Source organism: Aeromonas sp. 603607 (genome assembly GCF_049171595.1).
Lineage (GTDB): Bacteria > Pseudomonadota > Gammaproteobacteria > Enterobacterales > Aeromonadaceae > Aeromonas > Aeromonas veronii.
Map to the genome: position 1 here is coordinate 275,065 of NZ_JAAKOV010000001.1, position 25,996 is coordinate 301,060.

The following is a 25,996-nucleotide window of genomic DNA, read 5'->3' on the forward strand; positions in this document are numbered from 1 at the left end:
CAATCACAAGTTTCATACAGCTGATTGAAACTAAATTAAGCACGGCAAGGCCCCTTTGCTCGCCCTTGGGGAGCAACTGGAGTATAAAAAGATCAACTTCCATAAAAACAACGGGTTTATCGCATGGCAGCGGCCGAGTTCAGAGCACTTAGGGATTATCTTGGCAGTCAGATCCTGGGGCAGGAGGAGCTAATAGAAGGGCTCCTGATTGCCCTGTTATGTGAAGGACATGTGTTAATCGAAGGGGCCCCCGGGCTGGCCAAAACCCGCGCCGTCAAGGCGCTTGCTGGCGCTGTCGAGGGACGTTTCGCTCGTATCCAGTTCACCCCTGACCTGCTTCCCGCCGATCTCACCGGCAGCGAGGTGTTTCACCCGCAGGATGCCAGTTTTGTATTCCAACCAGGCCCCCTCTTCAACCATCTGGTGCTGGCGGACGAGATCAACCGGGCACCGGCCAAGGTGCAATCAGCGCTGCTGGAAGCCATGGCTGAACACCAGATCACCGTGGGCAAAAAGAGCTGGCGACTGCCGCCTCTCTTTATGGTCGCCGCCACCCAGAACCCCATCGAGCAGGAGGGAACCTATCCCCTGCCGGAGGCGCAGCTCGACCGCTTTCTGCTCAAGCTGATGGTGGATTACCCGAGCCCTACGATGGAGCTCGCCATCTTGCAGCTCAACGCCAGCGGCGAACAGCTTGGCGCAGCGCCAGTGACCCTGAGCCAGGCCGCCTTGCAAGGTGCTCGCAGCGAAGTGCTGGCGATCAGCATGCAGAGCAGGCTTGAACACTATCTGGTGGAGCTGGTCTGTGCCACCCGCCCGGGCAGCGGCCTTTGCCCTGCCCTCGAGCCATTGATTGCCGTGGGGGCCAGCCCTCGGGCTACGCTGGGGCTGGCTCGCTCCGCCCGCGCCCGCGCCTGGCTCGCCGGACGTGATTATGTGCTGCCGGAAGATATTCAGCTGCAAGCCTATCCGGTGCTGCGCCATCGCCTTATCCCCAGCTATCAGGCACTGGCCGACAATCTGGATAACGATATCCTGATCGCCCAACTGCTGGATCAGGTGCCATGTCCCTAACGCCGGATCTCCATCCCGATATCGCCCTGTCGCTGCCACGGCTGCTCAATATCCGGCTCTGGGCCAAGGCCAAGAAGCCACCTCACGCAGGCAGAAGCAGCAGCGAACGCGGCAAACCGAGCCGCTCTCCCGGACTCACCTTTCGCGAGCTGCGCGCCTATCAGGCTGGTGACGAGGTACGCCATATCGACTGGCGAGTGACGGCACGCCTCGGCCGTCCCTATACCCGCCTCTATAGCGAGGAGCTCGATCAGGCGCACTGGCTGCTGCTCGATCTCTCTCCTGCCATGTATTTCGGCTCCACGCTGCAGCTCAAGGCGCGCCTGGGGTGCGAGCTGGCAGCAGCCCTGCTCTGGCAAGGGGAGAAGCAGCACAACACCCTGATCTGCCACGGGCTTATCCCCCATCACCAGAGCCAGCGCGGCAGCGTGCTGCCCCTGCTCGAATCCCTCTGCCATCACTATCAGCAAGGGCTGGCCCGCCGGGCGCTTTCTCACTCGCTGGCCGACACCTTGTCCGGCGTGAAGCTGCCTCACGGTGCCAAGCTGACGATCATCACCGATCACAGACCCTGCGAGTCGGTGCTCTGTCAGCAATTGCAACTGCTCTCCCGGCGCCACGATATTCACTATTGGCAGATCCGCGATCCCCTTGAGGCAGCCCTTCCCCCTGACGGCCAGCTGCCAGTGGCTATCGATCGGCCAGGGCAACACTATCAGGGCTGGCTGGATGGGGGCCATGCCGGCTTCTCCCAGCGCTACCGGCATGTCGCCGAGAAGCAACTAGCCCACGGCAAGCAGTTGCTGTTGCCATTGGTGCAGCGTCTCTATCTGCTCGATAACAGCCAGACGCTGCAACAGCAGTGGCAGGAGGGGTTATGTCATCAGGGATGATCTCGCCCGCCGAACTCGACAGCGCCAGTCCAGCCTCCGACGCCATCACTCCGCCGCTGGCCGCCCTGATGCGAGACATCCACCCGGGGCCGGGTCTGATTGAACAGAGTCTTGATCCCAGAGTGCTGGCGCTATTGTGGCTATTGATCACCGGCTTATTGCTGCTACTGATCGTCCTGATTGCCCGGAGAGTGATACGTTACCGCCGCTGGTGTCATCAGCTGGAGGGAGATCCGGCGCTGCTGGTGGCACGCATACAGGAGGCCCTGCGTCATGAAGCACTGCAACGCTGGCCCGAGGCGCGCCAATTGCAGGGAGAGGCGTGGCTCGCCTTCGTCGATCGCCACGGGGGCAGCGATTTCAGCCAGTTCGCCCCTCACTGGAGCGGTTGGCTCTATGGCAGCCAGAACCCGAGCAGCGAGCAGTGCGAACAGTTGCGGCAAGATTATCGGCGCTGGGGTCAGACCCTCTTCTTGCAACGCTCTCCCCGCTCGGGGCGTAAAACCGCACGGAGGCATTCATGATCCTGGCCTGGCCCTGGTTTGCGCTGGCGCTGGTACTGCCCTTGCTGGTGCGCTTCGGCTTGCCGCCCCTGCGCCGCGGCTATCTGGCTCACCCCGGGTTTGCGCTGCTGCGTCCTCAGGCCGGATTACCGCTCTGGCGCGCCATGCTGCTCTGGTGCGCCCTTATCCTCGCCCTCTGCCGCCCCCAGTGGTGGGGAGAACCGGTTATTCAATATGAAGGGAGTCGGGATCTGCTGCTGACGGTGGATCTGTCAGACAGCATGCGCACCCCTGATATGCTCGATAACGGCGAGCAGCAAGCACGGCTAACGGCGGTGCGCCAGCAGATCAAGACGCTGATCGCCAAACGGGCCGGAGACAGGGTGGGCCTCATTGTCTTTGCCGATCACGCCTACCTGCTCTCTCCCCTCACTCAGGAGATCCCGGCGCTGTTGACCTTGAGCGACGAGCTCGATTTTGATCTGGTCGGCCGAACCACCGCCCTTGGCGAAGCCATCCAGCTGGCACGTCAGCATGGAGATCCGGGTCGCCCCACCGCCCTGCTGCTGGTCACTGATGGCCGCAATACCGCAGGCAATGCCGACCCGCTGCAGGAGGCAAAACTCGCCGCAGCGCAGGGAATACGGATCTACACGCTGGGGGTCGGGGCCGATCCCGATACCTTTATTCAACCCTACGATGAGGCGGGCAGCGGTCAGGCCGATCCCAGCAGCGAACTGGACGAGCCGCTCCTGAAAGAGCTGGCACAGACAGGCCAGGGGCGTTACTTTCGGGCACGCACCCAAAGCGATCTCGATGCCATCAACGCGACCCTCAATGCCCTTGAACCTGCCCCCATGCCGATTGCCCAGTACCAGCCGGTGATCGAGCTCTACCCCTGGCCGTTGGCACTGCTTTGTGGCTTGCTGCTTCTGCCATCAGGGCACGGCAGACTGGAGTTTCGCATGGTGCGTAACTGGCTGGCACGAGGCGCGCGCAGATGGAGCTGATCTTGCTCCGCCCTCTGTGGCTGATCGCACTCATCCCCTGGCTCTGGCAAGGGTGGCACCGTCGTCGCCAGCCCCCGCTGCTCGCACCTGCGATGCAGGCTTATCTGCTGCCAGCATCCCGTCCTCAACGTCCCTGGCTCTGGCTGGCAACCCTGCCCGTCATTTTGGCCCTGAGTGGACCGGCACTGCGCGGTGAGCTGCAACAGCAACCTGCGGCACCGCTAGATATCTGGCTACTGGACTTGTCACGCTCGATGACCGCCACCGATCTCAAACCGGATCGGGCGACCCGGGTCAGGTGGCAGTTGCAGCAACTGCTGAGCCGTGCTCAGGGCGAGCGCATCGCGCTGATCCTCTACGCAGGCGATGCCTACCTCGCCATGCCGCCCACCCGGGATCATCAAGCCCTTTCGCTGCTGCTGCCCGACTTGCGCCCCGATATCATGCCGCTGCAGGGCAGCAACCCGGCACGGGCGGTGGAACTTGCCATGAAGCAGCTGGCCCCTGGAGAACAAGCGCGTCTGCTGCTGATCACCGACGACCTCACCCGGAATCAGATGACCCAAATCGCCGCCCTGTGGCCCTGCCAGCAACGCCTTCTTTGCCGCGACACCCAGTCGGCACGCCTCGATATTCTGCTTGCCAGCAGTGGTCAACCGGCCCCCATGCCCGCCATTCCGGCCAATGAGTTGGGGTTTGCCGCCCGCATGCCCGCGCAGTTGCCCGCCCCCGATAGTCAGGCCATTGCCGCACTGGCCAATCGCCTCGGCGGTGAGCTGCAATGGCTTGGTAGCGATGTACCCCGATTTGCCCCTCTCCCCGCCACGACCTCGGCCCTCACCCCGGCACCACTGGATCTTGGCCCCTGGCTGCTGATCCCCTTGTTACCACTGGCCTTGCTGGCCAGAGTCGGCGCCCGGTTGATGATGGCGCTGATGGTGGGTGCTCAGCTGCTTGCGCCACAAGACCTGCAAGCGGCAGAGAGGGGAGACCTGCAAGCGATGCAGGCTTATCAAGAGGGGGATTTTCAGCGGGCAGCCCGCACCTTCAACGATCCAGTCTGGCGCGGCAACGCCTGGTATCGAGCTGGTGCCTACCGGCAAGCCATCTCAGCCTATCAGGAAGCGGCGAGCGCCACTGCCCACTACAACCGCGGCAATGCCCTGCTGCAACTGGGGGAGTTTGCCGCAGCCAAAGAGGCCTATCTGGCCGCTCTGGCGCTCGAACCCGGGCATGAAGATGCGCTCTATAATCTCTCTCTGTTACAGGGCGCTGCGGCGGCCGCTCCCGATACCAGCAACAGTAAGCAGCCCGAACCATCGGCAGCTCAGCAGGCGACGGCAATGCCCTTGCCCTCCTCTCCCCCGGTGTTGCTGCTGGAGCAGCGACTGCGTAAAGAGGCGCTGCGCCGGGATCTTATCAAGGTGGAGGAGCCCTGGTGACGCGGGCAGGATGGGGGTTGTTGCTCGCACTGGTGAGTCCACTTTGCTGGGCCTTACCCCCCCGGGCAGAGCTGCTGCCGGGGGCTGACCCCAGCGATTGGCTGCTGATCATCGAAGCGGATGGCGAGCGCCAGAGCAGCGAACTGGAGATCACCCCCCTACTGCGCCAGTTTGCAGTGGGCAGAGTGACCATGAGCCGGGTCACCACCCCGGTACAACAACTGACTCGCTGGCAGATCCCGCTGCACCAGAGCGGTTCACCTGCAAATACCGAGGTGGTGATTGCCCCGCTCAAGCTGGGAAATGAGTTTACCCCCTCGCTCACCCTGCCATTGAGAGAGGCGAAAACTGCCTCGCTGCCGCAACCCGCAGCCCCCTCGCCCCTCGAGATGCAGGCCAGCCTTGAGCATCAGGGCCCGCTCTATCCCGGCCAGCCGGTGATCTACCGGCTGACACTGTGGCTGCCCACCAGTATGCAAAACCCGGCCCTGAGCGAGCTTAGCTCTGCCCACTTCACTATCCGTCGCCTCGGTAGCGACGAGTGGATCGCCCCCGCTCAGGCTGGTCTGCCCGGCAGGCTCACCCGCAGCTGGCTCGTTCAGGCAAAAGCGCCTGGGCTATGGCTCCTCGACTCACCCCGCTTGCAGGGGCAGCTCACGCAGCAGGGGAGCAAGCCGCAAAAACTCTCGGCCCGCGCGGCACCGCTCGAGGTGAGGGTCGACAAGGCCCCCGCCACGCCGGTGGCCACCCGGCTGACCCTGAGTCAACGGCTTGAACCGGCCTCCAAGGGGGAAGTGGGTGAACCGCTGATCCGGATCCTCACCCTGACCATGGAAAATGGTGACAGCGGCCAGATCCAGCTTGCCCCCCTGATGGCCCATCAACTGCCAAGCGGCATACAGGCACATCCCGATGGCGAGCAACAGCAGGAGCGTTACCGAGATGGCAAGCTGCTGTTTGAGCGACAGTGGCGCCAGACTCTGGTCGCGGAGCAGAGCGGCGACTACCAGCTGCCCCCCATTGATCTGCCCTGGTTTAATACCCAAAGTGGCCGGATTGAGCAGGCCAGCCTGCCCGCCATCACGCTGACGTTTCAGGCAACGACAAATCGGCAACCTGATCAGCAGACATCGCAGGTGGCACTGCGAGAGAGCCTTTGGTGGGTCGTGCTGGCCATAACGCTGCGTACGCTATGGCGCAACGGGCCCCGCTGGCGCGCCTTCTATCAACTGCAACGAGCCCTTGCCCGACACCAGCCGGATGCCAGTCGCAAGACGCTGATCCGGTGGGCGACCTTGCGATGGCAGGTCTCCTATTATCAATTAGGCCAGTTGCCTGACGCTGGGCATAATCGGCTCGGCAACGCGCTAGCCGCACTCGAGCGAGCCTGTTTTTCACGACCCTCTTCTGGCCCCCCCATCGAGTGGCGCGCTCTGGCGCGTACCCTCAGGGCAGATGAAGCTGCCGGTATTGCGCACCTGATTTACCTGCTGGCGCACGGGAGTTACCGCTTCCGCCGCCACGCCCCCTGACAAGGATTGCTCTATGGCACTGCTGTTTTTTAGAAAAAAACGTGCTCAGCAGCATATTGGTGGAAATGATCCGGCCATTTCGCCGGTCTCTGATCCCATGGCTGACAAACAAACCAAATTTGAAGCACTGGTTCATGCGCTGCACGGCGATCTATACCGGTATGCCTACTGGCTGACCCGGGATCCCAACGTAGCGGAAGATCTGGTGCAAGAGACCTTTCTGCGAGCATGGAAGGCTATCGACACCCTGCAGGATGACAAGGCAGCCAAAGGGTGGCTGATCACCATCCTCAGACGGGAAAACGCCCGCCGCTTTGAACGCAAACAGCTGGAACTGATTGATCTCGACGATCACCCTCAACCCCAGCACGATGCGCTGCACAGCGAACAGGAGATGGAGAACGAGTGGTTGCACCGTCACATCGCCCGGTTGCCCGAGGAGTATCAGGAGCCACTGCTGCTGCAAGTCGTGGGAGGATTCAGTGGTGAGGAGATTGCCGAGATGCTCGGCCTCAACAAGAACACCGTTATGACCCGACTGTTTCGCGCCCGCAACCAGATCAAGGAGGCGATGGAGCAGAAGAACCAAGCAAGAGGACACGGACATGGATGAACTCGAATTTCGCCGCAACGCCATGATCCAGCCCAACGATCAACAACCGGACTTTCTCAAAACTGCTGAAGCAAGCCAGGCCAATCGGAACTACCTCGACGAGATGAAGCAGTTCGACAGAAGCCTCAAGCGCACCATGCAGGTAGAGGTTCCCGCCGGACTGGCCGAGCGGATCCTGCTCAGGCAAGCCATGCTGCAAGACAGTGACGCGCCAGATGATATGCCGCCATCCCGCCCCCTTGGCACGGCACCGGTCAAGATCCGGACATCGACATCCTGGCGCCAGATCGCCCTGGCTGCATCGGTCGCCTTCCTGCTGGGAATGAGCACCCGCTGGATCACGCTGCCAGAAACGGCTCCTGCGGCCCTCTCCCTCGCACAGGTGGCGATGGCTCATGTCTATGGTGAAGAACCCTTTATTGAAGGTGTCGATGAGCAGGTCAATCTGCATAGCATCAATGCCAAGATGGAGAAGTATGGCGCCACCTTAAGCGGGATGGATGGGCTTAAGGTGACCTATGTCAATCACTGCTCGTTTTATCAGGGACCGGCCTTGCACATGGTGATCCAGGGAAAGATGGGGCCAGTCACTCTCTTTTTAGTGCCCAAACATGTGCCATTAACCCTGCAACAGGACACCTTTGATGATGGCACCCTCAAAGGGGAGATAGTCCAGCTCAAAGGCGCCAATATGGTACTGATTGGCGAGATGAAAGAGCCACTTGCCCCTGTTGCCAACGCCCTGCAGTCACGTCTGCAGTGGGACATTTAACATCGCTGGTTAACAACCTCAGAGCCATCCTCAATAGCAGGCGGCGGTCACGAGACGCTGCCTGTTCCCTCCCTGTTTACTCCCCTTTGTCACTCATTTGCCTCAAGATTTCGAAAAATTGACAAAATTATTTTTGTGACGGAGATCGGCAATCCAGGTCAATATTCCGCCTTTAGACCCTGAAAATGATGAATTAAACAGCAAGTTAAAACAAATGATTAACACATCAATCACTTTTATGTATTCTGCTGTCACTGGTCTGATTTCTTACCTCCTACCAGATCCATAGAATCACGCCAGAATTGATTGGGAAGAAGCTGAAATAAAAACGGATTTTGTCGAGGTTTGCATTGAACGTGCAGCCAATATCGGCAAAAAAATCTGCCTACAAGAGAGAACACCATGACGACAACTATTTTCAAGAAGAGCCTGATTGCCGCCACCATCGCGCTGGCCACCGGTCAAGTCCATGCCGCGGCATTCCAGTTGAACGAGCACTCGGCCTCCGGTCTGGGTCGCGCCTATGCCGGTGAAGCGGCTATCGCCGACAACGCCTCCGTGCTGGCCCGTAACCCGGCTGCCATGACCACCTTCGACAAGATGGCGGTTTCTGTCTCCGGCACCTACATCAAGCCGGATGTCGATGTGAATGGCAGCGTTGCTACGCCTCTGGGTACAGTTCCTGCCAGCGAATCAGGTATTGCTCCGTCAGCATTCGTTCCTGCCGCTTATTTTATTCAGCCGCTGAATGACCAGTGGGCTTGGGGTATCGGCCTCTTCTCAAATTACGGGCTATCTACCGAGTACTCCAAAACCTTCCCGGCTGGTGCCGGTGCCGGTGATACTGAACTGATGACTCTCAATATCAACCCGAACATCGCCTATCGCATCAATGAGCACTTCAGTGTGGGTGCCGGTATCAACGCCGTTTACGGTGCTGCCGAACTCAACCGCTATGCTGGTCTGCTGGGTCCGCTGAACCCACCGAGCCAGGGTGGCCCGCTGGCAACAGATACTCGCTTGGCTCACCTGAAAGGCGATACCTGGGGCTTTGGCTGGAACGTTGGCACTCTGTACGAAGTCAATGAGAACCATCGCTTTGCTCTGACCTACCGTTCACAGGTCGATATGAGCTTTGATGGTGACTTCCAGGGGCTCACTTCAGGGAACCGCACTGTTGATGGCAATCTGAAACTGGATCTCCCTGCTCAGGCCGAGTTTGCCGGTTATCACCGTTTGAATCAGCAATTCGCCGTTCACTACTCTGTCAACTGGACTGACTGGAGTGCCTTCCAGGAGCTGAAAGCAACCAGCGGCCAATGCGCTGGCGGCGTATGTCTGCAAAAGGATGAGAAGTTTAAAGACTCTACTCGTTACTCAATCGGCGGTACCTGGTATATCAACCCGGCTTGGGAAGCGCGTATTGGCTTTGCTTATGACAACAGCCCAATCGAGCCCGAATACCGCAGCCTGAGCATCCCGGATTCTGACCGTGTCTGGTATAGCGCTGGCGCGACCTACCATATCAATACTGATATGAGCATTGACTTTGGTATGGCCTATCTGGACGGTAAAGAGGTTGATGTCAACGAAGGTCTGCGTAACCACTCAGACCCTCTGCGTTGGAAAGGCTCCTCCCACGGCAATGCCTTCCTGGCCTCTGCCCAGTTCAATATGAAGTTCTGATTAGAACGCCACCGAAAAGAGCGCCGACAGGCGCTCTTTTTTTATCCGAAAAAACAGTTTCAGCGCACAGCTGTAGCACACACGTGTTTATTTTTCTTTTTCAATCAAGCTATTAGACTACATCATCCCAGCATTAAATCTTGTTTTCTCCGGATAACCACCATGAGCGTTGCCTTACTGGTCATACCATATAAAATCCTGCCTCCATCCATATGACCTATTGAAACCTCGGGTAACAGCAAGGATTTTCCCATGCATTCCATCATCAAACCGTCCGCCATCGCCCTGCTGGTGATCGCGGGTCAAACCCATGCCGCCGGGTTCCAGCTGGCTGAACAATCCGCCACGGGCCTGGGACGCGCTTTTGCCGGTGAAGCCGCCATTGCGGATAACGCCAGCGTACTCTCCCGCAATGCCGCAGCCATGACCCGTTTCGATCAGATGGCGCTGTCTGGCGGAGCTATCTATGTCAGCCCTGACGTCAATATCGAAGGCCACACACGTTTGCCGACGCAAGCCGGCATCGTCACCTCCGATGCGAGTGCACACGATATCGCGGCCTCGGCCTGGGTGCCCAACGCCTATCTCATCATCCCGCTGAATGAGCAGTGGCGCCTCGGCTTCTCGGCCACCTCTTACTATGGTCTTGGCATCAAGATGCCGGATAACTACAGTGCCGGCCACTTTGGCAATGTTTCCGATATCAAGACCATGGATTTGGGAACCTCTCTTGCCTATCGCATCAATGAGATGTGGTCAATTGGCGCAGGGATCTCTGCTATTCAGGGCGAGGGCGAAGTCGGTGGCACCTTCCCCTCTCGCAATCTGATAGCAAAACATCTGCAAGGGGATGGCTGGGCATGGGGCTGGAATGTCGGCACCTTGCTGGAGTTGTCGGAGCAAACCCGGATTGGGCTCTCATACCGCCACGATGTCAATTTGACACTCTCGGGTGATGCCATTCTTGGCCTGCCCAACGGCAAGGAGCTAAAAGACACAGGTTCTCTGGATCTTCCGCTACCCGCAACGGCAGAGCTTGCTGCATTTCACCAGCTGACCGAAAAACTGGCGATCCATGGCAGCCTGAACTGGACCAACTGGAGCAAATTTGTCCAGCTGGAAGCCGATCTGGATACACTGCCCAACATGCATATCAAGGATGAACACTGGGAAGATAGCTGGCGCTATGCGATCGGGATGACCTATCAACTGACTTCCCAGTGGCAGCTGCGCTCGGGAGTTGCTTACGATGCGAGCCCGGTACCAGCGGATCGCCGTACTATCTCCATTCCTGATGCCGACCGGATCTGGTACAGCCTGGGGATGGGTTATCAGTTCACCCCCAACCTGACCATGGATCTGGGGTTAACCCTGATCGATGGCAAGAAGGTTGATGTTACTGAAAAAATGGAGTTGCAACCGGGCAACCCGCAGAGCACCTCCACCTTCCAGGGCACCTCCGAGGGAGATGCCTGGCTGGCTGGCGCCCAAATGAGTTATCTCTTCTAAGTTCCCTCCCTGCAGAAAAACACTATGCCAATTATTGCCTTACCGAACAGGGTCAAAACTGGCATAGTGTTCTGCAACACCATAAAATCAACCCAGTACCCATACTGGAGCAAGGCATGTATTCCTACGTAGCCAGACAGCCGATCCTCGACAGAGACCTCAATACCCATGCCTATGAGCTGCTCTTTCGCGATAGCCTGAATAATGTCTTCCCGAGCATCTCCTCACAACAAGCCACCTCCCGGTTGGTGGTCGAGCAGTTTCTGCAACAGAATATCGATCAGCTGTTGGGTGGCCGCCCCTGCTTTATCAATTTTCCCCACTCACTGTTACTGGAAGGACTGGCCGAGTGCCTGCCACCCGAAAAGGTGGTGATCGAAATTCTGGAGGATGCCCCTCCGGATGATGCCCTGCTGGAAAAGGTGAAGCAGTTGCACAAACTGGGCTATCAGCTGGCACTCGATGACTTCACCATGTCGCCGGATTGGGAGCGCTTCCTCCCGTTTATCCACATCATCAAGTTTGATCTGCGTGACACGCCCCTGTTGCAGATCAGGGTGTTCATCAAGCGCCATCAGGCGCTGGGACTCACCTATCTGGCAGAAAAAGTTGAGGACAAGGCTGAGTTCGAACGAGCCAAAAAGCTGGGGATCCAGCTGTTTCAGGGCTTTTTCTTCAGCCGCCCCGAGATGGTCAAACAAGCCACTATGGAGCCCGCCCAGGTCGTGGTCATGCAGTTGCTCAATGTGGTCAACGAGACAGAACCCGATATCAACAAGATCGAGCAACTGCTCAGCCAGGATATCTCTCTGTCACTCAAGTTGCTGCGCTATGTCAATCATCTCAAAGGCCATGCAAACCCCATCTCCTCGTTTCGCCAGGCTGCGATATACTTGGGCAATACCCAGCTAAAGCGTTTTGTTTCACTGGTGGCTGCGACCAGTGCAGGCAAGGGGAAAAGTGCCGAGCTCTACCAGATGTCGATGATCCGTGCCCGTTTCTGCGAGTTGCTTGCGCATACCCATGCGCCGACCCTGCAGGCTCAGCAAGCGTTTATCACCGGTCTCTTTTCGCTACTGGATGTGCTTATGGAGCAGCCGATGGACAAGCTGCTGGGGACTATCCCCCTGATCGAGGATATCCGGCTGGCGCTGCTCGAGCGCAAAGGCACTCTCGGTTTCTATCTCGCATTTTGTGAAGACTACGAGAATGCCAACTGGCCCAAAGTCACGGCCCGAACAGCCCGCCTGGGGTTGAATGAAGATAAGGTAAGCCACCTTTATCTCGCGGCAACGACCTGGGTGAACGAGCAACTGCAAGCGATGGATACCGGCGATTAAGGGATCTCTACCGCAATAGCGGTCGCCTCTCCGCCACCGATACAAAGAGACGCAATGCCTCGTCTCCCTCTCCGCAACCTCAATGCCGAGATCAGCGTCACCAGAATACGTGCTCCACTCGCGCCAAGCGGGTGACCCAATGCGCAGGCGCCACCATGAACATTCACCTTGTGATGGGGGATCCCGCACCCGCTCATGGCCAGCATGGTGACCATGGCAAAGGCTTCGTTGACTTCGAACAGGTCAACCTCATCCACTGACCAGTCGAGACGAGCCAGCAGTCTGGATATTGCGCCAACGGGAGCGGAAGTGAACTCGGCCGGCAATGCCGCATGACTCTGATAACCGACGATCCGCGCCAGTACAGGTACCTGCCAAGCTTGCGCAGTGGCACCATCCATCAATATCAGCGCCGCCGCGCCGTCCGAGATGGAGCTCGAATTGGCCGCCGTAATGGTGCCATCTTTACCAAATGCAGGCTTCAGGGTCGGGATCTTCTCCGGCCTCCCTTTGCCCGGTTGTTCGTCTTCGGCCAGCAACAAGCGATCACCGCGATAGACACTTGCCAGCTCGGATGCAAACGCGCCGGCTTGCTGCGCAGCGCGGGCACGCTGCAACGACGCAAGGGCAAACTCATCCATGGCACTGCGGGTCAAACCGGCATGATCGGCGCTGCGCTGGGCGTGTATTCCCATCAACTGGCCATCATAGGCATCCTGCAATCCGTCGAGGAAAAGGTGATCAAAAAGCTGTTGATGGCCCATCCGAAAACCATTGCGGGCATTATCCAGCAGATAGGGGGCCCTGCTCATGCTCTCCATCCCCCCAGCCACCACAACCTTGTTATCGCCCAGACGAAGGGAATCTGCCGCCAGCATCACCGCCTTCATGCCGGAGCCACACACCTTGTTGACCGTGGTAGCAGGCACACTCTCTGGCAATCCCGCTTTTAACATCGCCTGCCTTGCCGGCGCTTGTCCCACACCTGCCGAGAGCACATTGCCCATAAACACTTCATCGATCTGCTCGGGAACAAGCCCGCCCTGTGCCAACACAGCGGCAATGGCACAGGCCCCCAGCTCCGGGGCCGCCACCTCTGCCAGTGCCCCTTGAAACGCCCCCATTGGCGTACGTTTTGCCGCCACAATTGCAATATCCATTTGCCCGCCTCTTTTAGTTACATGGTCATAACATAGGTTTTCTATGCCATGGGAACAAGAGTTGCAGTGCAGTTTACGTTTAGGTAAGGTGCCAGCAGGATTTAGCTCGCCAAGAAGTTTATATGAACAAAAACAAGGATGAAGCCCGGAGCTACAGCATCAGTGAACTGGCTCGGGAATTTGATATTACGACGCGTAGCATCCGTTTCTATGAGGATCAAGGGTTACTCAATCCCGCCAGAGAAGGGCAGACCCGCATCTACAGCAAGCAGGATCGGGTTCGTCTCAAGTTGACCCTGCGTGGTAAGCGGCTCGGTTTCAGTCTGGCCGAGATCCGGGAGTTGTTTGATCTGTATGATGCCGACAAGAGCAGCCGCACCCAGCTGCAAACCATGCTCGGGCTGGTTACCGAGAAGCGGGAGACGCTGCAGCAGCAGATGGAAGATATCAGGATGGTGCTGCTGGAGCTGGATGCCGCGGAGCGGCGCTGTCAACAGGCATTGCAGCAACTGGGTCGTTAAAGAAGGGGGCAGTGAGATCCCCTTCTCATGCTTCAGATAACAAAAAGCCACTCCTGAGAGTGGCTTTTCTGCTACCTGACGGTTCGTGATTAAACGCGAACGAAGTCCAGGTGAACCAGCTTGTAACGTACCGGGTGACGCTGGATAGCTTTCACTTTCACGTTAACTTCTTCGCCGTTGATAACCAGAGTCAGTACGGACTCATAGAATTCCGGCTTTTCTTGGGCCAGGATGAATTTCTTGTGGTCAACAGTGATGGACTGGGCTTCTTTGCCTGCACCGTAAACGATGGCAGGAACTTGGTCAGCTTGACGCAGGCGGCGGCTCGCACCTTTCCCCAGGTCAGAACGGACTTCAGCTTGGAATACGAAAGACATAGTGTGTATCTCTTTTAAAGGAATGTATGGTGCAGACTGCGACCGGTCAGCACCTCGCAAAACGAGCGCGAATACTACCATGGGCCAATAGCGGATACAAGGCTCATCCCGCGCTTTAACGCCCCTGCTCAAGACGAGCAAATTGCTGTTGCCGCTGGGCCGGACTCAACGCATCAAACTGCGCAAGCGTCTCGGCGCGAGGACAGTAGAGCCCCTCCCCGGTTTTGACCCGGATACTGTTACCGAGGCCCGCCCTGTTTTCTGCGGCCAAGGCCAGCAGATAGCTGTAAGTATCTGCCCCCACCCTGCTGGATAGCTGATTGGCGATGCGCCACAGCGTCTCACCCGCCGCGACCCGATGGCACACTGAGCGCCCCTCGCCAACCGCCGGCGCAGAGAGTGTCAGTGTGGTGCTATCAGATGACACGCTGGCCGCCAGCAGACCATCACTGCGACTCCCCCTCTCGCCAACTGCGGCACCAAGCAACGCCAGCAATGGCTCTGCTTCGTAGCGGGGGGCGACCGCCAACTGAACCGGCATGGCACGAGGAACGTTGAACTCGGCGATAAAGGGCGCTATGGGTTGCGATGGCTCAAAAGGTGAAACACTGCCATGCTGCACGGTTGCAGCGACCTGGCCGGGGGCGACCCCGTAAGCCATCTCGTCGATGCGCCGCAGTCTTGCCAGATAGGTTTTGGAGAGCTGCGCCTCCCCCTCGAACAGATCGAAGGGGGGCACCAATCGGGCGGGAAAGAGGATCTGCCAGCGACCGTGCTTCTGCTTTTGGGCCAGCGGCGGAAACTGATTGCCACGCCAAGCCACAAACATCGCAGGCGGCGTGCGCGCCAGCGGGTAATATTCCGGGTTCAACTGCACCCAGGTTTGTTCCGCGATGGGTTGATAACCGCTGATCACCACCTGCGCCACACTCAACCAGATCCCCAGCATCCTTGCCTCCCTGACTTGCGGTTTGAAGGGGCTACCTGACCGGCAACCCCTTCTTATCACGCGCTATCATGCTGTTAAAACAGTTAGATAGCAGCTTAGCACTGAGCGATGGCGTTAAGCACACGTTTATCTGAGACCGGATAAGGGGTCCCCAGATTCTGGGCAAAGAACGACACCCGCAGCTCCTCGATCATCCAGCGGATATTGGCCACCTCGGTGGGAATAAGCTGGGATTTGGGGATCTTGGCCAGCAGCGCCTTGTACTCCGACTCCACGCTGTGCACTTTGAGCATGTAGACCCGATCCCGGTTGGGATCGATGGCGAGCTTCTCCAGGCGACGCTCGATGGCGCGCAGATAGCGCAGCAAATCAGGCAACCGCTGCCAGCCGGTCTCGGTGACAAAACCCTTGTGGATGAGGTTGCCGAGCTGCTGCTGGATATCCGACATGGCAAAGGCGGTATCGAGCTGCATCTTGCCCTTGAGCCGCTTTTTGATCTCGTGGGAGAGGGTCAGCACGGCTTCCACCTGCTTGGCCACCTCCACCACCGCATCGTTGAGCTCGGCACGGACAAACTCCTTGAGCGCCTCGAAACCGGCCTCGTCCCAGGCCAGCCCGCCATGTTGCTCGATCAGCTTGTCGCAGCCACAGGCGATACAGTCATCAATCAGCTCCGCCACCTTGCCAAACGGGTTGAAATAGAGCCCCAGCTTGGCCTTGTTGGGCAGCTTCTCCTGCAGATACTTGATGGGCGATGGTACGTTGAGCAGTACCAGCCGACGCTGACCGTCCCACATCAGCTGCTGCTGCACCACCGGGCTCTCCACCAGCTGGATGGCGACCGAATCCTTCTCGTCTACCAACGCCGGATAGGCTTTCACTTCGAACCCGCCGCGCTTCTGGCTGTACTCCTGGGGCAACTCGCCAAAGCTCCACAGGGTGAGGCCGGATTGTTCGATGTCATCGTCCGCCACTTGCGACAGGGTCTCCTGCACCTTGCCGCGCAGCGACTCTTTCAATGCCTCCAGATCTTTGCCTTCCGCCACCTTCTTGTGCTTGTCATCCACCACCCGGAAGGTGAGTTTCAGGTGATCGGGCACCGCAGACCAGTCCCAGGATTCGCGGGGCACGGTGACGCCTGTCATCCGGCGCAGCTGACGCTCCATCTCGTCCAGTAGCGGCCCCTGTTCGGGGTTGATGCTGGCTAGCAGCGCATCGGCATAGTTGGGGGCCGGTACGAAGTTCTTGCGCATCGGTTTTGGCATCGACTTGATGAGGGCTACCAACAGCTCGTGACGCAGCCCGGGGATCAGCCACTCGAACCCCTTCACCTCCACCTGATTCAGGAGCGGCAGCGGGATATGCAGGGTCACGCCATCGGCGGCCTCCCCCGGCTCGAACTGATAGGTCAGCTTGAGCTTGAGACGCCCCTGCTGCCAGAAGTTGGGGTAGTCGAGATCGCTGATGTGGGCCGCATCCCCCTTCATCAGCATCTCTTTCTCGAAGTTGAGCAGTTCGGGATCCCGCTTTTGCGCCTCTTTCCACCACTTGTCGAAGTGGCGGGAGGAGATCACCTCCTCCGGCAAACGAGCATCGTAGAAGCGGAACAAGTCCTCGTCATCCACCAGGATGTCGCGCCGACGGGACTTGTGCTCCAGCGCCTCCACCTCGGCCAAGAGCTTGCGATTGTCGCTGAAGAAACGGTGACGGGTCTCGAAATCCCCCTCCACCAGCGCGCGGCGTATAAACAGCTCGCGGCACAGCGCCGGATCGATACGGCTGAAGTTGATGGTGCGCTCGTTGACCAGGGTCAGACCATAGAGGGTCACCTTCTCCTTGGCCATTACGGCGCCGTTTTTCTTCGACCAGTGAGGGTCGCTGTGGTGCAGCTTGATGAGGTGGCCTGCCAGCGGCTCCACCCACTCGGGTTCAATCTTGGCGTTGATGCGGGCGTAGAGACGCGAGGTCTCCACCAGCTCGGCGGCCATCACCCACTTGGGCGGCTTCTTGAACAGACCCGAGGCCGGGAACAGGTGGAAGCGACCATTGCGGGCGCCGAGAAACTCCAGTTTTTCCAGATCCTTGTTGCCGATATGGCTCAAGAGGCCGGTCAGCAGCGCGCAATGCACCGTCTTGAAGTCTGCCGGTTCATGGTTGGCTTTAAAACCCAGCTCCTTGACCGTCTGACGCAGCTGGAAGTGGATGTCCTGCCATTCACGCACCCGCAGGTAGGAGAGAAACTCCTTCTGGCACATGCGGCGGAACGGGTTGCTGCCAAGGGCATCCTGCTGCTCTTTCAGGTAATTCCACAGATTGACGAAGGCAAGGAAGTCGGAATCCTTGTCCTCAAAGCGTCTGTGCTGCTCGTCGGCGGCCTGCTTCTTCTCCATGGGCCGCTCGCGGGGATCCTGAATGCTGAGGGCCGCGGTGATCACCATCACCTCGCTCAGGCAGCCGGTCTGCGCCGCGCTGATCACCATCTTCGCCAGACGCGGATCAAGGGGGATGCGCGAGAGCTGGCGACCGGTCTCGGTCAGCTGCAACTTGGCTTCGCGCTCGCCGGTGGCGGGCAGCTCGCGCACCGCCTCCAGCTCTTTCAAGAGAGTCAGGCCATCCTTGATATGGCGGGACTCTGGTGGCTCGACGAAGGGAAACGCCTCCATGTTGCCAAGGCCGAGCGCCAGCATCTGCAGGATGACGGAGGCCAGGTTGGTGCGCAGGATCTCGGGGTCGGTAAAGGCGGGACGGCTGTTGAAATCCTCCTCCGAGTAGAGACGGATACAGATACCGTCCGCCACCCGGCCGCAACGACCTTTACGCTGGTTGGCACTGGCCTGGGAGACCGGCTCGATGGGCAGGCGCTGCACCTTGGTGCGCCAGGAGTAGCGGCTGATGCGGGCGGTGCCCGGATCGATGACGTAACGAATGCCAGGCACCGTCAGCGAGGTCTCCGCAACGTTGGTGGCGAGCACGATGCGCCGTCCGGCATGTTGCTGGAACACCTTGTTCTGCTCGGCGTTGGAGAGGCGGGCGTAGAGCGGCAGCACCTCGGTATCGCGCAGATTGAGCTTGCGCAGGGCATCGGCGGTATCGCGGATCTCACGCTCGCCGTTCATGAAGATAAGGATGTCTCCTAAACCTTCTCTAGCCAGCTCTTCCACCGCATCGAAAATCCCCTGCAGCTCATCGCGCTCTTCCAGCCCTTCACTTTTATCACTGGTGAGCGGGCGGTAGCGCACCTCTACCGGATAGGTGCGGCCAGAGACCTCTATCACCGGCGCCTTGTTGAAATGGCGGGAGAAGCGTTGCGGGTCGATAGTGGCCGAGGTAATGATCACCTTGAGATCCGGGCGCTTGGGCAGCAGTTGCTTGAGATAGCCCAGGATGAAGTCGATATTGAGGCTGCGCTCGTGGGCCTCATCGATGATGATGGTGTCGTACTGGGTGAGCATCCGGTCGTTCTGGATCTCGGCCAGCAGGATACCGTCGGTCATCAGCTTGATATGGGTCTGCTCGCTAACCTGATCGGTAAAGCGCACCTTGTAACCCACGTAGTGACCGAGTTCGGACTCCATCTCCTCGGCAATACGGGCCGCCACAGTGCGGGCCGCCAGACGACGCGGCTGGGTGTGGCCGATGAAGCCCTTCACCCCGCGCCCCAGCGCCAGACAGATCTTGGGGATCTGGGTGGTTTTGCCCGAGCCGGTTTCGCCGGCGATGATCACCACTTGATGCTCTTCAATGGCTTTGGCGATCTCCGCCTGCTTCTGACTGACCGGCAAGTTGTCCGGATAGGTGACCTTGGGTACGCCCGCCAAACGGGACTGGTAACGCGCCTGCGCCGCATCCAGATCGGCGGCAATGGTCTCGAGTACCGCAGCCTGTTTGCCCTCGGGCAACTTCTTGGCACCGTGCAGACGGCTGGAGAGACGGCGGGCGTCGAGGTTCATGCAGGCAGAGAGACGGCGGCGCAGCGCCTCGATAGAGAGAGACAAGGTACGAATTCCTTAAAAGAGTGCCCGACAAGGGGGCCATATCGATAGCTGGGGGAGATCCTAAAGAGCACAGACAGCAGGTGCAAGCCTTAACATGAGACACTGGAGAGGCAAATTAGCCTCCATACCAGGCTACGGATGGGTGAACGCACCATCTCCCAAAACAATGAAGCAGGCCATTGGCCTGCTTCTGTTGCATGTTGCATCCGGTCAGCCCTTAGCCGTGATTGTGTACAAAACAGGTGGTCAACTGGGCATGGATAGCCTGCATCACATTATGGCGATTGATTACCCCGAGCAGCCTGCCCTCCTCCACCACCGGATAGATCTTGGGTTTCTGTCCCATCATCATCTCCGCCAGGGTGAGGATGCTGGTATCTGGCTCAACAGTCAGTACCTCCTTGCGCATCACATCCTTGACCTGAGCGACCTGCTCACAGTGATAAGCTTCCTTGAGCATCACTGCAATGCAATCCTGCTCGGAGATCCAGCCGATCAAGTGTCCCTGCCCATCCACCACTGGCCCTCCCAACTGGTGACTGTTCAAAAATTTCTCGACCGCAGCCTGCACCATCATGTCTGCAGTGAAGGTTATAGGTCTGCTCTGCATATAATCCCTGGCTTTTAGCGATTCCATATCAATTCCCCTATCCATAGTCCAATCAGGCTGGCGTCTTGCGCGTCAGTACCGGCACCACGCACGGCTTGCTCCAAGCATAGCTGGCTCACTGCCGGATGGGTCAGCCTCTCCTCCCCCATCAACCGATTGCATATCTGTTTTCATTGGCCGGCATGGCCGCAGCCATCATCTGTGGCAGATAATCCGCCAACGTCGCCACCACGACAGGATCTACCCGACCCTGAGCCGCCAGTTGATGCATAAAAGCCAGAGCATCACGAGCAGGCAGCCCACGTCGATAAGGTCTGTCCTGCACCATGGCCTGGAAAATATCGGCCACCCGCAGGATGCGCGCTTCGAGCGCCATGGCGGATGCCGGCAGATGGAACGGATAGCCCTCCCCGTCAGGCTCCTCATGGTGATAGGCCGCCCAGCAGGCTATCTCCTCAAACCCTTCGATATGACGCAGGATCTGGTAGGTTTCGAAACTGTGGGTATTGATGATTGCCCGCTCCTCCGGCGTCAAGCCGGCAGGTTTGTCCAATATTTCATCAGGAACCCTCAACTTGCCGAGATCATGCAACAGCCCTGCAATTTCGAGCATGTCACAATGGACACTACTAACCCCCAGCCGCTCGGCCAGGGCACGCGAAAGACGGCTCACTCCGAGGGAGTGCGTCATAGTGAATGGACTTTTGGCATCAACGATACCCGAGAAGATCCTGGCCAACGCTTTTAGCTCACCATTATCGGTGATGCAGGACTCCCGCTGCCTCAGCATCTCGTGCATGTAATCATTGATGGCTCGCGCCTCCAGTTGCAACCAGAACGCCTCCGAGCGAGAGGCTTGGAGAAAACCATCCAACAGATCGGTGGCAAAGAATTCGTCACGGCAATCCTGCAGGCGAGCACGGATCTCGTGTGTATGCATTAACAATGAGCCATCGCCATAGAATGGGGCAGTCAGCGCATCGCAACGATCCACCAGAAAGATAAGGTTGGCCTGACGAGCAACCTGGGGGTCCACATCGGCCATCTCGCGCAAGAGATGCCAGTGGGTATGATGATAACGGATAGGCAGTGCCAACGGGGCCAGCAAGCGGAAATCCTTGAGCAGCTGATATCCTACCTCGCAGTGACGCTGGGAGGACTCCCAATCGAACTCACTAACCAGATGGTGATGGGTGATGGTCGAGGAGACACCAATATCGTGCAGCACGCCGAGCTCAAACAACAAACAACATTCAGCTGTATCCAGCCCCAATACCCGACCACACTCGGCCGCCATGATCCCGACCCGTTTACCATGGGCCACATCGCCAATTCCTACCAGATCCAGTGACGCAGACAAGGCATAAACGACCTGTCTGAGATCCACCTGAAGCGAGCACGAACCGGCTTCCTGCGCTCTGTTCATGATCCCTGTCCCATGCTTTTTTGTGATTATGCAAGGGTGTCGTTTTACTCCTTGCTACTGATAAATCTAGTCATTAATCCCATGGTTTACCTCATCACGGTTTTGCAAAAAGCAGTGCAAAGAGGCTTATAGAGCCCTTGTATCCCTACTACCGCTCAACCGGGCCTCTTTCACGCGAACAAGACCTGCTGCTCGATGGCATTGCCGGGATACACCCAACCGGCGTAGAAGGATAAAAGCGATCATCGCACAGCATGTGCGAGCAGTCGCGACACCATAAGGTTCCGCACACTGGTGTTAAACAAAGCTCGTTATTGCAGCTAAATGCAGTCGCGCGGTGCTTCGGATGGCTGAAGAGGTTTCAGATATGAAAAACAGGCGAGAGGTTATGCTGTATGGAAATGGTATTCACCTGACAGTTGCCCACAAAAGGGAGTGGTCATACGGCTTCAAACCGGATAACAAAACGGTACCCCTACCGTGTTATCTTGAGTCACCATATGACCACCAACGAGAAAGTAGCACGTCGTAAACTCAGCCTGCTAGAGCTTGCCAAAGAGCTCAATAATGTCAGCAAAGCCTGCAAGCTCATCGGCTACAGCCGTCAGCAGTTCTACGAAATTCGCCGTAATTACCAGACCTATGGCGCCGAGGGATTGCTCGACAAATTGCCCGGCTGTAAAGGGGCTCATCCCAACCGGGTTGCGCCCGAGATTGAACAGGCCATCCTCGATTACTCCCTCACCAGACTAACTCATGGCCCGCAGCGGGTCGCACAAGAACTGGCTCTGCAAGGCATCAACGTCAGTGCGGGCGGTATGCGTGGCGTGTGGCAACGGCACGACTTGCTCTCCAAACACGACCGCTTGCTGCGCCTTGAGAAAACGCACCGGGAGCTGACCATTGAGCTCAATGACGAGTAAATTCGCCTGTTCGAGCGTCTCAGCCCAGAGTTTCGAGAACATCAGATTGAGGTCCACTACACCGGAGAACTGGTGGCTGTCGACACCTTCTTCGTCGGCGCGATCCAAGGGATTGGCAGGTGTATCTGCAAACCGTGCTGGACTGCTACAGCCGCCACGCCTGGGGACGGCTCTACATCAGCAAGCTGCCGGTGACCTCGGTCTATGTGCTCAATGAAACGGTACTGCCGTTTTCCGAGGCCCACGAGGCACGGGTCTATACCATTCTGTCGGATAACGGGCGCGAGTTCTGTGGGCGCCCAGACCATCATCCCTACGAGCTGTTCCTGCAACTGGAGGGGATTGAGCACCGGACAACCAAGGTACGCAGGCCGCAGAGCAACGGCTTTATCGAACGGCTGCATCGCACACTGCTGGATGAACACTTCCGTATCAAGGGGAGGACGACCTGGTATGAGTCGGTAGAGCAGATGCAGACAGACCTGGGTAGCTACCTGGCGCACTGCAACACCCAGCGGCCGCATCAGGGCAGGATGATGGAGGGACTGACGCCCTACAGCATGTTCAAGAAGGGTCTGAAATTGATACCGAAGGAAGTGCGCTCTAAAGTAGCGTAAACAAGACACCGGCTTGAGGCCGGTGTCAGGTGATAACTAGATCTGTACACACTTGCGCATGAGGGATACCACCTTTCCCAAACCCATCGACCACCAGCCACTGCGCTGGATAAAGTCACACATCATGGCCTGGATTGACAGCCACAACCGGATCAGTGGCAACGCCTAGCTCCCGCTGGATCACTGTCCACCAGCGCTCATAGGCAGCCGCTTGATCCTCAAGCCAGTCATGTTTGTTGTAAACAGCCATCACGCCAGTCAGGGTGTGCCCCAGCATCACTTCGGTGATATGGGGCGACACCCCCAATTCCGATAGCCTGGTCGACAGCGTTCGACGAGCATCATGAATCCGCCAATGGGGGATCCCTAGGCTGCTGCGCAAGCGGCTCACCAACCGATTACATGAGTGGATCTCTAGCGGACCATTCCCCTCCCCCTGACCTGGGAACAGATAGACCGGGTCCACCGACGCCATGGCGGCTCGTTCGAACAATTGCTTGCCCACCGATGTGATGGGGCGGCGGATAGGCCTGCCGGTCTTGCTGATCTCCGCCGGCACGGTCCAGACCATAGACTCGTAATCCAGGTCCTGACGCCTGAGCGTTCTAGCCTCGGAAAGCCTGCCCCCATAGACCAGGCAGAGCAGATGCATCACCTTGTTGCCGGTGCCAGTCCGACTGGCCTCAATGGCCCGCCAGATCTTCGCAACCTCTGGTACCGTCAACACCCGGTGACCGGTCTTAGCGGGAGCGCCAACATCCCTGGCCCGCAGACTCATCTGTTGGGCATGTAGATCGTGCCGCGGCGAGCCTGCCAGTTGAAGCACGCCTTCAATGCCGTGATCACAGCCCGGGTTACCCCTGGTGCCCGCTCACTGATGGTATCGAAATAGCTCAACCACATGTCCATGGTGATCTGGTTGATTGGCCGGTCAGGCAAGCGGTTCTTCACTGACGAGAAGGTATAGCGATAGTATTTCTGGGTGCCTTCTCGGCACTCCCGCATCACGTACTTCTCGAACCACTCATCAAACAAGGCTGCAGGCGTAGGCTCGTCGCCCGAGGCACTGATCCGCGCAACACCGCTTTTGAGCTTATCGGCCTTTATCCGGGCCTCTCGCAAGGTCAGAACCGGGTACCGACCAAGAGAGGTCCGAACCCGCTTCCCGTCGACCACATGCCGAACTTGGAACGCAACTACCCCTTCGGTGAGACCTGGACACTCAACCCATCACCGTCGCTCACTTCGCTCGGGCCAGCATATGGTTTACCATTCACCCCTCGAAGCCAGCTATCTGATAACGCCATTGCTACCCCATTAAAATTTTGTACCACTCTCATGGGGGTATTTTGTACCAGATAATGTACCAGCAGGCCATTGAACAACGTCAGGTTTGGGTGAACGATGAAAGTGTCTTCGGAATTTTCACCTCACCAGAACGGCACTAAACCCTGAAAAATCAATCAGAAGCGCGAACACACAAGAACACATGAGCACATCAGCGAAGCAGACCACCCAGCCCACTTACTACTTCCACGACTACGAGACCTTCGGCATCAGCCCCGCCAAGGACAGGCCGTCGCAGTTTGCCGGTATTCGTACCGATGCGGATTTCAACCTCATTGGCGAGCCGCTGGTCATCTACTGCAAGCCGCCGGCGGACTATCTGCCGGATCCGGAGGCGTGCCTGATTACCGGTATCACGCCGCAAAAGGCGATGAAGGATGGGCTGTGCGAGGCGGATTTCATTCGCCAGATCCACGAGCAGTTCGCCACGCCGAATACCTGTGTGCTTGGCTACAACAGCATCCGCTTCGATGATGAAGTGACTCGTTATACCCTCTATCGCAACTTCTATGACCCCTATGCCTACAGCTGGCAGAACGGCAACTCCCGCTGGGATATTCTCGACATGCTGCGAGCCTGCTATGCCCTGCGCCCGGAGGGGATCGAGTGGGCCTTTGACGATGAGGGCAAGCCGAGTTTCCGGCTGGAGAAGCTGACGGTCGCCAACGGCGTCGCCCACGCCAATGCTCACGATGCACTCTCGGACGTGCTGGCCACCATCGAGATGGCCAAGCTGGTGAAAAAAGCCCAACCCAAGCTGTTTGGTTATCTCTTTGATCTGCGTAACAAAAACAAGGTGAAGGCGCTGATTGACGTGGTGACCATGAAGCCGCTGGTGCACGTCTCCGGCATGTTCTCCCCCTGGCAGGGTTGTGCAAGCTGGGTCTCGCCACTTGCCTGGCACCCCACCAACCAGAACGCGGTGATCATGGTGGATCTGACCCGTGACCCCACCCCGCTTATCGAGCTCACGAGCGAGGAGATCCGCGAGCGCCTCTATACCAAAAAAGAGGAGCTGGGGGATCTGGCGGGCATTCCGGTGAAACTGGTGCACATCAACAAGTGCCCGGTGCTGGCGCCGGCCGCCACCCTGACGGCGGAGCGCGCCGACGAGCTCGGCATCGATCGGGAGCAGTGCCGCAAGAGCCTGGATCTGCTGCGCGCCCACCCCGAGGTGCGGGAAAAACTGGTGGAAGTATTCAATCAGGAGTTCGCCGGCAGCAATGAGAGCGACCCCGATACCCAGCTCTACGCCGGATTCTTTGGCCATGGCGACAAGTCCACCATGGATCTGGTGCGTACCACCCCCGCGGATCTGCTGGGTGAGCGGGAGTTCGCCTTTACCGACTCCCGGCTGCCGGAGATGCTGTTCCGCTACCGCGCCCGCAACTGGCCACACACCTTGAGCGAAGCAGAGCAGAAACGCTGGCGCCTGCACTGCAGCGACTACTTCAGCCGCCGTCTGCCGGACTATGTGCCCCGTCTCGAGGCGCTGGCCGAGCAGAACCAGAGTAACGAACGGAACTTTGCGATTCTAAAGAGTCTTTATCACTATCTGGAAGATTTATGAGTTGTGAGTAGTTTCACAATAAATCCTTCCCGCCCATCCCCTTCTTCAGGTCATAATGACGAAGGGGATTTCCCCAAAAACCAATATCTTGCAACATCCTGAGCGGATGTCTCCCAAGCAAGAGATC

At 58.2% G+C, this 25,996-nt stretch carries 20 protein-coding genes and 3 pseudogenes; 15 read left to right on the forward strand and 8 right to left on the reverse strand.

Annotation, left to right across the window (positions count from 1 at the left end):
* Positions 1 to 123: 123 nt before the first annotated feature.
* The 11 genes from G5315_RS01215 to G5315_RS01265 all read left to right on the forward strand — a co-directional run bounded on the left by G5315_RS01215 (position 124) and on the right by G5315_RS01265 (position 12,374).
* Positions 124 to 1,074, forward strand: coding sequence for an AAA family ATPase (locus G5315_RS01215; RefSeq protein ID WP_421332151.1), 951 nt, complete (start codon positions 124 to 126; stop codon positions 1,072 to 1,074).
* A complete protein-coding gene (locus G5315_RS01220; RefSeq protein ID WP_421332153.1) occupies positions 1,065 to 1,967 on the forward strand; it encodes a DUF58 domain-containing protein in 903 nt (300 codons plus the stop codon). Before G5315_RS01215 ends, G5315_RS01220 begins: the two co-directional genes overlap by 10 nt.
* A complete protein-coding gene (locus G5315_RS01225) occupies positions 1,952 to 2,491 on the forward strand; it encodes a DUF4381 domain-containing protein (protein ID WP_421332154.1) in 540 nt (179 codons plus the stop codon). The genes G5315_RS01220 and G5315_RS01225 overlap by 16 nt, the downstream gene beginning before the upstream one ends.
* Positions 2,488 to 3,480 (forward strand): VWA domain-containing protein, encoded by a 993-nt coding sequence (locus G5315_RS01230; protein ID WP_421332155.1) that lies wholly within the window; start codon positions 2,488 to 2,490, stop codon positions 3,478 to 3,480. The genes G5315_RS01225 and G5315_RS01230 overlap by 4 nt, the downstream gene beginning before the upstream one ends.
* Positions 3,471 to 4,922, forward strand: a complete 1,452-nt coding sequence (locus tag G5315_RS01235; RefSeq protein WP_338454794.1) for a VWA domain-containing protein — start codon at positions 3,471 to 3,473, stop codon at positions 4,920 to 4,922. Before G5315_RS01230 ends, G5315_RS01235 begins: the two co-directional genes overlap by 10 nt.
* Positions 4,923 to 4,942: 20 nt before the next feature.
* On the forward strand, positions 4,943 to 6,454 hold the full coding sequence (locus G5315_RS01240; RefSeq protein WP_204385366.1) for a BatD family protein: 1,512 nt from the start codon (positions 4,943 to 4,945) through the stop codon (positions 6,452 to 6,454).
* Between the two features lie 13 nt (positions 6,455 to 6,467).
* Positions 6,468 to 7,067 (forward strand): sigma-70 family RNA polymerase sigma factor, encoded by a 600-nt coding sequence (locus G5315_RS01245; protein WP_204479196.1) that lies wholly within the window; start codon positions 6,468 to 6,470, stop codon positions 7,065 to 7,067.
* Positions 7,060 to 7,839, forward strand: a complete 780-nt coding sequence (locus G5315_RS01250; protein WP_227342808.1) for a DUF3379 domain-containing protein — start codon at positions 7,060 to 7,062, stop codon at positions 7,837 to 7,839. Before G5315_RS01245 ends, G5315_RS01250 begins: the two co-directional genes overlap by 8 nt.
* Positions 7,840 to 8,241: 402 nt before the next feature.
* The gene (locus G5315_RS01255; protein ID WP_227342806.1) at positions 8,242 to 9,525 is read left to right on the forward strand and encodes an outer membrane protein transport protein; all 1,284 of its coding nucleotides are present in this window, start codon (positions 8,242 to 8,244) and stop codon (positions 9,523 to 9,525) included.
* Between the two features lie 252 nt (positions 9,526 to 9,777).
* Positions 9,778 to 11,034 (forward strand): OmpP1/FadL family transporter, encoded by a 1,257-nt coding sequence (locus G5315_RS01260; RefSeq protein ID WP_421332157.1) that lies wholly within the window; start codon positions 9,778 to 9,780, stop codon positions 11,032 to 11,034.
* 116 nt (positions 11,035 to 11,150) lie between these two features.
* Positions 11,151 to 12,374, forward strand: coding sequence for an EAL and HDOD domain-containing protein (locus G5315_RS01265; protein ID WP_216953530.1), 1,224 nt, complete (start codon positions 11,151 to 11,153; stop codon positions 12,372 to 12,374).
* On the opposite strand, the gene G5315_RS01270 is transcribed toward G5315_RS01265, so the two are convergent.
* Positions 12,371 to 13,534, reverse strand: coding sequence for an acetyl-CoA C-acyltransferase (locus G5315_RS01270; protein ID WP_421332158.1), 1,164 nt, complete (start codon positions 13,532 to 13,534; stop codon positions 12,371 to 12,373). The genes G5315_RS01265 and G5315_RS01270 overlap by 4 nt on opposite strands.
* A 122-nt stretch (positions 13,535 to 13,656) precedes the next feature.
* Here G5315_RS01270 and G5315_RS01275 point away from each other — a divergent pair, with 122 nt between their 5' ends.
* Positions 13,657 to 14,055 (forward strand): MerR family transcriptional regulator, encoded by a 399-nt coding sequence (locus G5315_RS01275; protein ID WP_216953528.1) that lies wholly within the window; start codon positions 13,657 to 13,659, stop codon positions 14,053 to 14,055.
* Between the two features lie 89 nt (positions 14,056 to 14,144).
* On the opposite strand, the gene rplY is transcribed toward G5315_RS01275, so the two are convergent.
* The 5 genes from rplY to G5315_RS01300 form a co-directional block, all read right to left on the reverse strand.
* Complete coding sequence (gene rplY / locus G5315_RS01280; protein ID WP_005345280.1) at positions 14,145 to 14,432, reverse strand: 50S ribosomal protein L25; 288 nt, start codon at positions 14,430 to 14,432, stop codon at positions 14,145 to 14,147.
* 115 nt (positions 14,433 to 14,547) lie between these two features.
* Entirely contained in the window at positions 14,548 to 15,381 is an 834-nt protein-coding gene (locus G5315_RS01285; RefSeq protein ID WP_227342801.1) for a hypothetical protein, read from the reverse strand.
* Between the two features lie 95 nt (positions 15,382 to 15,476).
* The gene (gene hrpA / locus G5315_RS01290) at positions 15,477 to 19,376 is read right to left on the reverse strand and encodes an ATP-dependent RNA helicase HrpA (RefSeq protein WP_421332159.1); all 3,900 of its coding nucleotides are present in this window, start codon (positions 19,374 to 19,376) and stop codon (positions 15,477 to 15,479) included.
* A gap of 217 nt (positions 19,377 to 19,593) precedes the next feature.
* A complete protein-coding gene (locus tag G5315_RS01295; protein WP_227342797.1) occupies positions 19,594 to 20,013 on the reverse strand; it encodes a CBS domain-containing protein in 420 nt (139 codons plus the stop codon).
* A gap of 121 nt (positions 20,014 to 20,134) precedes the next feature.
* Positions 20,135 to 21,412 (reverse strand): HD domain-containing phosphohydrolase, encoded by a 1,278-nt coding sequence (locus G5315_RS01300; RefSeq protein ID WP_421332161.1) that lies wholly within the window; start codon positions 21,410 to 21,412, stop codon positions 20,135 to 20,137.
* A 220-nt stretch (positions 21,413 to 21,632) separates the two neighbouring features.
* On the opposite strand from G5315_RS01300, the pseudogene G5315_RS01305 reads away from it, so the two are divergent.
* Positions 21,633 to 21,777 (forward strand): annotated as a pseudogene (locus tag G5315_RS01305) (IS5/IS1182 family transposase); the annotation flags it as partial.
* A gap of 135 nt (positions 21,778 to 21,912) precedes the next feature.
* Positions 21,913 to 22,952 (forward strand): annotated as a pseudogene (locus G5315_RS01310) (IS481 family transposase).
* 115 nt (positions 22,953 to 23,067) lie between these two features.
* Here G5315_RS01310 and G5315_RS01315 read toward each other — a convergent pair.
* On the reverse strand, positions 23,068 to 23,730 hold the full coding sequence (locus G5315_RS01315; protein WP_421332163.1) for a site-specific integrase: 663 nt from the start codon (positions 23,728 to 23,730) through the stop codon (positions 23,068 to 23,070).
* Positions 23,727 to 24,146: pseudogene (locus G5315_RS01320) on the reverse strand (hypothetical protein); the annotation flags it as partial. The gene G5315_RS01315 and the pseudogene G5315_RS01320, both read right to left, overlap by 4 nt.
* Positions 24,147 to 24,441: 295 nt before the next feature.
* Here G5315_RS01320 and sbcB point away from each other — a divergent pair.
* A complete protein-coding gene (gene sbcB, locus G5315_RS01325; RefSeq protein WP_421204862.1) occupies positions 24,442 to 25,869 on the forward strand; it encodes an exodeoxyribonuclease I in 1,428 nt (475 codons plus the stop codon).
* The last annotated feature ends 127 nt before the right edge of the window (positions 25,870 to 25,996 follow it).

What these genes read in the sequence shown, in the direction of transcription:
- G5315_RS01245 (WP_204479196.1), top strand. Translation starts at nt 6,468, where the DNA reads ATGGCACTGCTGTTTTTTAGAAAAAAACGTGCTCAGCAGCATATTGGT.
- G5315_RS01255 (WP_227342806.1), top strand. Translation starts at nt 8,242, where the DNA reads ATGACGACAACTATTTTCAAGAAGAGCCTGATTGCCGCCACCATCGCG.
- G5315_RS01250 (WP_227342808.1), top strand. Translation starts at nt 7,060, where the DNA reads ATGGATGAACTCGAATTTCGCCGCAACGCCATGATCCAGCCCAACGAT.
- G5315_RS01225 (WP_421332154.1), top strand. Translation starts at nt 1,952, where the DNA reads ATGTCATCAGGGATGATCTCGCCCGCCGAACTCGACAGCGCCAGTCCA.
- G5315_RS01215 (WP_421332151.1), top strand. Translation starts at nt 124, where the DNA reads ATGGCAGCGGCCGAGTTCAGAGCACTTAGGGATTATCTTGGCAGTCAG.
- G5315_RS01295 (WP_227342797.1), bottom strand. Translation starts at nt 20,013, where the DNA reads ATGGAATCGCTAAAAGCCAGGGATTATATGCAGAGCAGACCTATAACC.
- G5315_RS01315 (WP_421332163.1), bottom strand. Translation starts at nt 23,730, where the DNA reads ATGAGTCTGCGGGCCAGGGATGTTGGCGCTCCCGCTAAGACCGGTCAC.
- rplY (WP_005345280.1), bottom strand. Translation starts at nt 14,432, where the DNA reads ATGTCTTTCGTATTCCAAGCTGAAGTCCGTTCTGACCTGGGGAAAGGT.
- G5315_RS01220 (WP_421332153.1), top strand. Translation starts at nt 1,065, where the DNA reads ATGTCCCTAACGCCGGATCTCCATCCCGATATCGCCCTGTCGCTGCCA.
- G5315_RS01260 (WP_421332157.1), top strand. Translation starts at nt 9,778, where the DNA reads ATGCATTCCATCATCAAACCGTCCGCCATCGCCCTGCTGGTGATCGCG.
- G5315_RS01235 (WP_338454794.1), top strand. Translation starts at nt 3,471, where the DNA reads ATGGAGCTGATCTTGCTCCGCCCTCTGTGGCTGATCGCACTCATCCCC.
- G5315_RS01270 (WP_421332158.1), bottom strand. Translation starts at nt 13,534, where the DNA reads ATGGATATTGCAATTGTGGCGGCAAAACGTACGCCAATGGGGGCGTTT.
- G5315_RS01285 (WP_227342801.1), bottom strand. Translation starts at nt 15,381, where the DNA reads ATGCTGGGGATCTGGTTGAGTGTGGCGCAGGTGGTGATCAGCGGTTAT.
- G5315_RS01265 (WP_216953530.1), top strand. Translation starts at nt 11,151, where the DNA reads ATGTATTCCTACGTAGCCAGACAGCCGATCCTCGACAGAGACCTCAAT.
- G5315_RS01230 (WP_421332155.1), top strand. Translation starts at nt 2,488, where the DNA reads ATGATCCTGGCCTGGCCCTGGTTTGCGCTGGCGCTGGTACTGCCCTTG.
- sbcB (WP_421204862.1), top strand. Translation starts at nt 24,442, where the DNA reads ATGAGCACATCAGCGAAGCAGACCACCCAGCCCACTTACTACTTCCAC.
- G5315_RS01275 (WP_216953528.1), top strand. Translation starts at nt 13,657, where the DNA reads ATGAACAAAAACAAGGATGAAGCCCGGAGCTACAGCATCAGTGAACTG.
- G5315_RS01300 (WP_421332161.1), bottom strand. Translation starts at nt 21,412, where the DNA reads ATGAACAGAGCGCAGGAAGCCGGTTCGTGCTCGCTTCAGGTGGATCTC.